Consider the following 9,270-nt stretch of genomic DNA (forward strand, 5'->3'; position numbering starts at 1 on the left):
ACGACAACTGGAACAGCGCAATCTTCGGAGGATGAATACCTTAACTTCTCCAGTCGCATTCCTACAGATTCGCCTTCGACTACCAATAACCTTAAGTCCTTCGCCACAACAGGGGCAAGGCACGATTTCCACACACCTAACAAAAAACGCCGGTGACCTTCTCAACCAGCTCATAATTTGATACAATGACCATGTTATTTTTTGTGAGAGGATGTCTCCGGTGTACCTGCGCTAACAGGTACACGTTTTATGGAGGCGTCCTTTTCCTTTACTGTGATACGGTCATTATATTCGTCAATCCCTGGACAGGCAATTCCGTCAGCTTTTGGGCATTATGATTCAGCGGCAACATTATTTGATCCGGAAGAAGTTTATCTTTTTCAATAATTTTCATTCGACTCATTACGCCATACCTCCGTTCTAGTACTCCAAATATGTTCATTAATGTTGGTGAAAACTTTTCCGTAATATGAAAGTGAATAACAGCAAGACAAAATGTCTCTAATGGAATACTTGCCTTCTAGGTTTTCATAAATCTGTACAATGGTTTTGGGAACCTCATTAACTACCCTCAGTATATTTTCAGTTCCAACAGGGTAAGGTCGACTCTTTATGTCAGATAGCATTTTTATTCTATTTTCGAGCCCAACTGGGAATGCGCGTATCTCTTTTTCTGTCATTACTTTATGGCTAAAACCCTGGATATTACACCATTCTTGCTGTGCTTGGATTTGCCTCATGTTACGCGTGAAGTTTCGGTGTTCAGGTCGTAGTTCAATGTCATACTTAACTTCAATAAACTCTTCTTTTCCGGTTGTTCTTAAAATCCACATATCAAAAATGCTGGAGTGCAATTTACCATTGAATACAAAACTAATTTCAATTGGTTGTTCACAGTATGTTTTTATTGTTGGATCGGTCTCAGTTAATACCCAGTTATCAAATTCCAAGTCACTGTATAAGACAACTTCTCTCATATTTACTTTTGGACCATCTGAATTCCAGTAATTGTTGCCGTATTTTTTATTCCTTGGTACAACGATTGGAGTATACATCTACTTTTTTCCTCCATGTATAAATCTATTATCTTTTTATTTCCAATTGTTTGTATTTCAAACACGATTTTTCGAAAATTTTTTTGAGGCTGAATTATATTAGTTTTGAAACAGGAAATACTATAATAGTAGATTAGTAGAAGGAGTTGTGAGGTATGGATGAGGATGAGTACTATAAAGTGGTTGGTGTTCAGATTCGAACAATTCGATTAACTCGAGAACAATCGCAATCTGCACTTAGTCAAAGATTAAATATTTCAAGGCCATCATTAGCAAATATTGAAGCTGGTAGACAACGTATTCATTTGTATTTGTTATTCCAAATTAGTAATGAATTAAAAGTACCTGTAAATAAACTGTTTCCAGGTACTTCGGAATAATTGTTAACTTATTGTCATCCTAAAAAAATTAATGCTTCTTTTTTTTCTCGAAATATCTTTCTTTAAGTGCACGTAATTGTTTTTGATATATCTCTAATGTTTCTGATGGACATAAATTATTTTCAACCGAGGTTGCTATTATATAGGAGCCAGATTCGAATAAGATTAAACTATCTTGGTTTGAGCGCCAAAATAAGATGGGAATCTGCCAAATCCCCTCTCTTTCGGCCTGCTCAAACCATTTGTTTTTAATCATAGTAGCATTTGTATAGATATTTCCGTTAAAGTGCAAGCCTTTTGATGTAACCATAGCTATGTCTAATTGAAGTTGGTTATCTTCATCAAATTTCATATTCATTCACCTCAAATTTAGTTATAGACATAATGAATGGTTATAATACATATTTGTATCATAAAAAAATATTTGATGTCTATACTGTGATGTATCAGCTTGTTTTCTTTGTTTACACTTACAATAGAGGTGTAAACATGAAAGACAACTCAATTTTACCAATGGTTGGAAAACGCATCCGTCAGATTCGTAAGTTAAAAGGTTTTACACAAGAAGAGTTAGGGGAAAAATGTGGGTTCCATTTTTCTTATATTGGTGGGGTTGAAAGAGCCGAGAAGAATATATCTTTAATTAATGTTCAAAAGCTTGCTGACGCGTTAGAGGTTCCCGTTCAAGAGTTTTTTTCTTATGAAAGATCATCTTCTCGTAAGAATTCGGAACGTGAAAACGTTATGACAGAGGTAAATGAACTACTTATAGAAATGAAAACTTCTGATCTAAAAAAAGTGAAATTGTTTTTATCCGAAATAATGAGTAACAAATAGGACACCTTAAAACAAGGTGTCCTTAAATTTGTTATTTCCAAACCAACCTTAAGATGATAAACGAAAAAACGCTAAACTGCGGAACAGTTCAGCGTTTTTTCGTTTAAGCTTTATTATTCGGTCATATATGTAACCACCTCCTCGGCACCTGCTGCCACATGTTCATTGCCAACGACTGGCATAAATAATTCTTCATAAACACTTTCGTAGAGAATCTCTATAATGTTAACTTCAAGCTTGTCTGATTTTCGAATATCAAAAATATGATCAAAGAAAGAATAAATTCTATTTTTTACAGTTACACCACTTGGATCATTCATGATGCCGTAAATAGTTGATGTCTTTTTTCTGTCAGGGACTTCCACAATCCCTATCGCCTGCTCGAAATTTGCTACTGAAGCAAAAATTGTATTATTTTCTTGCTTTAGTTTGAAAATATTTTTACAGTTTGTTAGTTGTGCTTTCAATGTTTTTTGTTCATATTTTGTGTTGTTGTTATCCATGTCGTGTAATATATAGTAAGGAGCTTTGAACTGATTAAGAATTTTCATTAAAGTACATATGGTACTTTTCCCCCTTGCTCTAATTACGTGAATCGATAGTTCCTTTTCTTTAATGTAATGTTTTAACGCTATGTACTCTGTATCGCCTTCAACAATAATGATATTGTTCGCAAAGAAAAATTCGTTTATATAAGAATCTACATAATTAAGTATTTTCATATTAGTAATATCGTTTTCGTCAAATACAGAATTTGAGGATTGAAATAATTCTATTGCTTCATTACTTCCAATTCTCAGTACCTGAATAGAAGTATGATTCTCAGATAAATCAATTAATACAGGAGAATGTGTTGAGATTATTAAAGGCATTTTACCACCAATAGTATATAATGATTGGCTCAATGCACGTACTGCTTCAGGATGTAAAAATGCTTCTGGTTCATCTATAAGCAACATCTTATTTTCGTTAATTCCTAGCATGCCTTGTTCGATCATATTCTGAAATATAAATATTAAACTCATCCTTTGGATTCCTGTTCCTTGTGTAGACAAAGGCATTCCCTGAAATTGCTTATTGTCTATTGTGACACTTGAGTTTGTAGATTTTACAATTTCTGCAATAGAAAACCCATTACTATCCCCACCTGAAACTGCAAGCTGTAAATCTTTGTTTGAGAATAGTCCTTGTAAATTTTTTGATACGTTATCACTAACTGCTTTTAGTGCTTGGTCAGTATTACTTTTGAGTTGTGATAATAACTTTGGAATAGCCCTCTTAAGCTCTAAGTACTCTTGTTTTGATTTAGATAAATCCGATTCATCATTTTCAAGCTTAGTTAGCTCAGCAGTTAATAAGTGTGAATATATCTCTTGTACTTGCTTATCAACCTCATCAGTAGTCATGTAAGGAGTAATATAGTACGGTGAATTCTCAAGTAACTTATCTAATACTGTCTTTAAAATATGTCCTTTTTTTATTTCTTTTCCATCTTGATCAAAATATTTACCACTGTCATTCGCATATCTTTTTAGTATTGTCAACTCTTCCCCGTCTATTAAAAAAACTGCTTCTAACTCAATTACTTTACTTTCGTCTTGGTCAGAATAGCACTCTACTGGTATTTTCGTTTTTGCAACTGTTGGAAGATAAAATTGATTTATAGCTTCAAGAAAGGTTGATTTACCTGTATTGTTTTTTCCTGTTAATATAGCAATATCTTGCTGGGAAAAATTAATGCTAAACTTTTCACAAAAAACCTTGTAATTAGTAACACTAAATCGTTTTAATCTCATTTTGACAACCCCCATTTTTAATAAACTAATGATTATATTTTATATCAAATAACAAATTTTGTAATAACATAATTTGTAAAAATAATATGAAATTTGTAGAATCAATGCACAACATTTCAGTGCGCTTCATCAACCCCATAAGGAGACAATTTCCAGAATAATCACCAAAAAAAGCGGAGATTGTCTGAGTACAATCTCCGCTTTTTTTGTTATTCCTCAAGCAATCGAAAACATCAAAGACAAATACCCGCAAATAACAAAAAACAACGCAGCTGCAACTTGGTCAAGACCCCAAATCGTAGACATTGAAAAAAGCCCTAGGCTGCAAGCTGACGTCGGTACTCTGCCGGCGTCAGCTTGTTTAGCTTTCTTTGCGCTCTTTCTTCGTTGTAAAAATGAATGAATTCTTCAATTCGCCTTTGTGCTTCCTCGATACTTCGGATATCATAGGGATAGAGAGATTCCACTTTCAAATGAGAGAAGAAGCTTTCCATGGAGGCATTGTCATAACAATTGCCTCGACGAGACATGCTGATTCGGGCGCCAACCTTTGGCAGCATGTCGTGGTAAGCATGAGACGTGTACTGGCATCCCTGATCGCTGTGAACGATCAACCCTGGGATTCTACCAGTCACGTCTTTATGCGTTTCAAACGCCTTTCTAAACGTCTCTAGGACAAGCGGATTGTCATTACGCTTGCTGATGTGATAGGCCACGATTTCACCGTTCCAGAGATCCTTTACAGCGGATAAGTAGATTCGATCATCGAACACACGATATTGCGTAACATCTGTAACCCACTTTTGATTGGGACCGTCGGCATGAAAGTCCCGTTTTAGCAAATTCTCAGCTATTCTCCCGTCAGATACAGCTGCTTCATGACTCGTTTGATACTTATATTTGCGGCGGATAATTGACTTGATGCCAAGCTGTTGCATGAGGCGTAGAACCTTCTTATGATTGACGATAAGGTTGTACTGACGATACAACTCATCTTGAATACGTCGGTATCCTAGAATCTTCTTACGCTGCTCGTAGATCGCTAAGATTTTGAGCTTTAGTTCTCCATCAGGATCTGCTTTACTACGCTTTACATAGGCATAGTAACCACTTCTGCTTATTCCCAGGTAAGAGCATAGGCCCTTAACACTTTGCTCGTCCTTCAGTTCATCAACGATGTAGTATCTCTTTTGGGCACCTCCCGATTCAAGATTTGTAACCACTTTTTTAGCACATCTACCTCTAGTTGCAACTGTCGAATCACGCGCTCCTGCTCTGTCTCTGGGCGAAACGGCCCTCCACGTTTGTCCTTGAAGCTTTCTTCACCGCACTCTCGGTACTTCCTCATCCACTTCTTGATCCTACCCTTGTCATGTATATCCAAATGTACTGTAATCTCTCTGTAGCTCCATCCCTCAACCATATGTAACCGAATAGCCTCTGTCTTAATGGATTCTGGATAATGTTTAAACGTTTGTCCTTTAATCGCCATAAAAATACACCCCTTATAATACATCGGTTTACCCAGGGGGTTTTTCCAATGTTCATTATAAGGGGTGCACTTCAACTGACCACATAGGCTTTTTCTTTCTCCAAGCCCAGAACAAACCAGCTATCATGGCAATAACCCCAATGGCAGCAATACTTATACTTACCGTATTTAAGATTATTTCCATTTCTTCAACACTGCTCACATCGTAACCACTTATATAAGTAAACCATGGCATTGGTGGCCCATCATCAAGTATAGCTTTTAGATTCCCGTGAGGAGGCTCTTGCTGTCCCATAAATGCTGTAACTACAAGCAATAGGATAATAACGATGCTTTCAGCTCCTTACCAAGCGCAAATTCTTATCTAATCCGAACTACGATCCAAAACCTTGGATCCGCGCTGAATGTATTATGGCCATTCTAGTTCTATCGGCTACTTCAGTAATGGGACAACAGTATCCCACTCATGAATTAATTTTTGAAAATACAATCAAGTTGACACAACCATCTAGTTTTTTTACATTTTTTAATCAACTTCCTGCTGATTTTATGATTAAAATCGGGGTGAATTTATGGAGTGTTGTTCTCCTGCTGCTAGCTGCCCTACTTGTTTTCACCATGCTCTTCGTTTTTGTCAAAAGACAGAAAGTTTCATTAATGGTCATTTGTATGGGGCTGATTCTCGCAGTGGTAAGCTATGTGGCAGTTATGATTAGTATCATATAACTTGGACTTTATTAACTTAAGAGACCAATCCTCAAATAAGTGGATTGGTCTTTTGTTTTCTTTACATCATCTTATAACAACTCCTCACCGCGGGTTATTCTGGATTATGTTAGTTATTGAGGTAGGAATGATCAAGTTTTATTGAAAGATCATATTAGAAATATAACTATGTTATAATCAGCGCATATGATTTTTTAATTCAATAGATTCAAGTAAGGAGCGAGATTAATGGTTTCAATTCCTACTGATGATTGGCGTGAAGAAACACAAGCAAGATTATCAAATAATAACATTTTTAATATTTTAAAACGAAAATCAGAATATGATCCTTCTGGACAACAGGTGTTATCATTAATAGATGACGCTACTTTTTATGCTTATCAAAGAACCAAATTAGTTCTTCGCCATATGGAGGAATTCACTTTACACGATGGAGATCATCTATTTCGTGTATTAAAATTAATGGAACGAATTATCCCAGAAAATACACTTGAAAAATTGTCAATACCAGAACTTATGCTTCTAATTCTAACTTCCTTTTTTCATGATATTGGAATGGCAGCCTCCGAACAAGAAATAAGAGCATGGCAGGAAAATTGGATCGGCGATAAACCTACCGAATGGGAATTATCAGAACATGCAAAATTTAAACGCTTTTCAGATGCTCGCCCTGATAAACAAGCTGAAATAAAAAAACTGCGTGAAAGCGGTTTGCATAACAAAGCTTCAATCATAGAGAAATACCTTATTTCTGAGTATATAAGGATAACCCATGCAGATAGGTCTAGAACAATAATTGCTGAAGAATGGGATGGAAAGATTAAGTATAGAGATACTGATTTGACAAATGAATTTGCAATTTTGTGTTTTAGCCATAATGATGAGGCACTTTCACTTTTAGAGCTTGATAGATCTTTTTTATGTGGTCCAGACATATTTGCTTGCTTACCATTTATTGGGGTAGTACTCCGGCTATCTGATATCTTAGATTTTGATGCTAAACGAACCCCTACGGTATTGTTTTCTCATTTAGGAGTTAGAAATTCCGTTTCATTAAAAGAATGGATGAAACACCGTTCGGTTGATGCCTGGAATATATCAGCGAATAATATAATTTTTCAAGCTAGGTGCGAACATCCAGCTATTGAAGCAACAATTCATCGTTTTTGTGATTTTATCGATAAAGAATTAATTTCCTGCAATTCTGTATTAGCAAATTTAAGCGACCAATCGAGAGTCAATTTTCCTGAACACTACTATATAAAATTTCCTCCAAAGGTTGATCGATCTAAAATAGGAGCTAAGATCGATCTGTATGGAAAGCCTGTTTATAAATATAGAGATACTCAATTTACATTAAGTAAAACTCAGGTCATAGAACTACTAATGGGAACTAAATTGTATGGTAATCCGGAAGTTGCATTAAGGGAACTACTACAAAACTCAATTGATGCTTGTTTAGTAAGGCAAGCGTTAGAAAAATCTTGGGGAAATCAATTCGAGCCTATTATTTCGGTTGAATTTAAAACTGAAAGTAACGAGAATATTCTAATAGTAACTGATAATGGCATCGGTATGGATCAGTACATAATTGATAACTATTACTCCAAAGTTGGATCCTCCTTTTACAAATCTGCTGATTTTTATGACTTAAGATCTCAGGCTGGTATGAGTTTCACTCCTACCTCAAGATTCGGGATTGGTGTTCTTTCTTGCTTTATGATATCTGATACATTAAAAATCGACACAAGACGTTTATACGATCTACATGATTCAAGCGAACCAATTCAAGTTATAGTAGAGGGCCATGAAAGTATCTTTTGGATACAATCTGGGAAAAGAAAACAACCAGGAACAACAACAGAACTTGTTTTACATAAAGACAATCCATGGAAACATTTGAACAAACAAAAATTTTTCGATTTTGTGTTCCAAACAATTCCCAATCCACCCTTTCCAATTCAAATAAAGTTTGAAAACGAAAAACAGATACATACATCCGATTCTTTTTTAAACACAAGTTCAAGATTCTACAAGGACTTTAATTGGTCAGATTATAATTATGTAAAGAAATTCGAGTTAAATATTTCTGATTTAGAACTTGGGATTGATGGTAAGGTCATTATTGGGGTTCTAGAGCAGTATAAAATGCCTCTTGAAACAATAGCGATATCTTCAAGAGAAGTTTATATTTCAGGCATTTCCGAATCGTTCACTTTAAGCACGTCTATTACCACAAGTACAAATGCAATTTCAAAATCTACAGAATCAATAGAAATTGATGAAGATGAAAACGTAAATACAAGTTCGGGATCAAGTAGAATAATTGAATCAAAATCAAAATTTTCTCTACACGGAATCGAAATACCAATGAATTTGTTTCCAGCAGCTTGGAGTAATAGGAATCAAATGACACGTCTTGAGTGGCCTTTTCCGTCATTTCTTGTCGTTGATATTGAATATTTCGGTGCCATAGAGCCATCGAGTTAATGAGTGAGAGCCACCACGTTAATCTATTAGAGCCACTATGTTAGTAGAGAGAGCCGCCCCGTTGGTAGAATGTACAGATGTGCGTCTGCCTAGCAAGTGCACAAATACCAACGGGAGGTCATCAAAATGACCAAGTATCGAGAAATTTTAAGGCTCAATAGCATGGGGCTGAGTCAGCGCAGTATCGCTTCGAGTATTCAATGCTCACGCAACACCGTCTCCGAGGTGTTACAACGTGCAAACGAAAAGGAGCTATCATGGCCACTACCGGAGGATATGGTAGAAGCTGACCTTCAGTATCTCTTGTTTCCTGAGAAGGCTCAGACATCTTCACGAAAAGTTCCGGATTGTGAATATATGCATAGGGAATTAGCCAAGAGTGGCGTTACTCTTAGCTTGCTCTGGAGCGAATATTGTGAGAACTGTCGCTTAGGCGGAGAGATCCCCCTCATGTACACCCAGTATTGTAATTACTATCGCAAATATGCTGCCAC

The 9,270-nt window shown here is 36.0% G+C and carries 11 protein-coding genes and 1 pseudogene; 4 read left to right on the top strand and 8 right to left on the bottom strand.

All coding sequences use genetic code 11. The features are described from left to right. The 3 genes from G519_RS53825 to G519_RS0136410 form a co-directional block, all read right to left on the bottom strand. Nucleotides 1-174 (bottom strand): DUF6431 domain-containing protein (locus G519_RS53825; RefSeq protein WP_409372025.1); only part of this gene is annotated, 174 nt, incomplete at its 3' end. A 94-nt stretch (nucleotides 175-268) separates the two neighbouring features. Beyond that, nucleotides 269-403 (bottom strand): hypothetical protein, encoded by a 135-nt coding sequence (locus G519_RS53190; protein WP_279626914.1) that lies wholly within the window; start codon nucleotides 401-403, stop codon nucleotides 269-271. Beyond that, nucleotides 381-1,055, bottom strand: coding sequence for a TnsA endonuclease N-terminal domain-containing protein (locus tag G519_RS0136410; protein WP_029198770.1), 675 nt, complete (start codon nucleotides 1,053-1,055; stop codon nucleotides 381-383). Before G519_RS0136410 ends, G519_RS53190 begins: the two co-directional genes overlap by 23 nt. A gap of 155 nt (nucleotides 1,056-1,210) precedes the next feature. On the opposite strand from G519_RS0136410, the gene G519_RS0136415 reads away from it, so the two are divergent. Beyond that, nucleotides 1,211-1,435, top strand: a complete 225-nt coding sequence (locus tag G519_RS0136415; protein ID WP_029198771.1) for a helix-turn-helix domain-containing protein — start codon at nucleotides 1,211-1,213, stop codon at nucleotides 1,433-1,435. Between the two features lie 28 nt (nucleotides 1,436-1,463). Here G519_RS0136415 and G519_RS0136420 read toward each other — a convergent pair whose 3' ends face one another. Then, a complete protein-coding gene (locus G519_RS0136420; protein ID WP_029198772.1) occupies nucleotides 1,464-1,787 on the bottom strand; it encodes a hypothetical protein in 324 nt (107 codons plus the stop codon). A 137-nt stretch (nucleotides 1,788-1,924) separates the two neighbouring features. Here G519_RS0136420 and G519_RS0136425 point away from each other — a divergent pair, with 137 nt between their 5' ends. After that, nucleotides 1,925-2,272, top strand: a complete 348-nt coding sequence (locus G519_RS0136425; RefSeq protein WP_029198773.1) for a helix-turn-helix domain-containing protein — start codon at nucleotides 1,925-1,927, stop codon at nucleotides 2,270-2,272. A gap of 113 nt (nucleotides 2,273-2,385) precedes the next feature. Here the strand turns inward: G519_RS0136425 and G519_RS46360 are convergent, their stop codons facing one another. The 4 genes from G519_RS46360 to G519_RS0136445 all read right to left on the bottom strand — a co-directional run bounded on the left by G519_RS46360 (nucleotide 2,386) and on the right by G519_RS0136445 (nucleotide 5,855). Beyond that, nucleotides 2,386-4,068: an ATP-dependent nuclease gene (locus G519_RS46360; RefSeq protein WP_051254024.1), complete on the bottom strand. Its 1,683-nt coding sequence runs from the start codon at nucleotides 4,066-4,068 to the stop codon at nucleotides 2,386-2,388. Nucleotides 4,069-4,385: 317 nt separating this feature from the next. Continuing rightward, complete coding sequence (locus G519_RS0136435; RefSeq protein ID WP_029198774.1) at nucleotides 4,386-5,291, bottom strand: IS3 family transposase; 906 nt, start codon at nucleotides 5,289-5,291, stop codon at nucleotides 4,386-4,388. Then, nucleotides 5,231-5,560: a helix-turn-helix domain-containing protein gene (locus tag G519_RS0136440; protein ID WP_029198775.1), complete on the bottom strand. Its 330-nt coding sequence runs from the start codon at nucleotides 5,558-5,560 to the stop codon at nucleotides 5,231-5,233. Before G519_RS0136440 ends, G519_RS0136435 begins: the two co-directional genes overlap by 61 nt. A gap of 55 nt (nucleotides 5,561-5,615) precedes the next feature. Further along, nucleotides 5,616-5,855: a hypothetical protein gene (locus G519_RS0136445; protein WP_154669659.1), complete on the bottom strand. Its 240-nt coding sequence runs from the start codon at nucleotides 5,853-5,855 to the stop codon at nucleotides 5,616-5,618. A 659-nt stretch (nucleotides 5,856-6,514) separates the two neighbouring features. On the opposite strand from G519_RS0136445, the gene G519_RS46365 reads away from it, so the two are divergent. Both G519_RS46365 and G519_RS46370 read left to right on the top strand, forming a co-directional pair. Then, a complete protein-coding gene (locus G519_RS46365; protein ID WP_036635250.1) occupies nucleotides 6,515-8,776 on the top strand; it encodes an HD domain-containing protein in 2,262 nt (753 codons plus the stop codon). A gap of 126 nt (nucleotides 8,777-8,902) precedes the next feature. After that, nucleotides 8,903-9,270 (top strand): annotated as a pseudogene (locus G519_RS46370) (IS21 family transposase); the annotation flags it as partial.

The sequence above is a fragment of the Paenibacillus alginolyticus DSM 5050 = NBRC 15375 genome (assembly GCF_000422905.1).
GTDB classification, from domain to species: Bacteria; Bacillota; Bacilli; order Paenibacillales; family NBRC-103111; genus Paenibacillus_E; species Paenibacillus_E alginolyticus.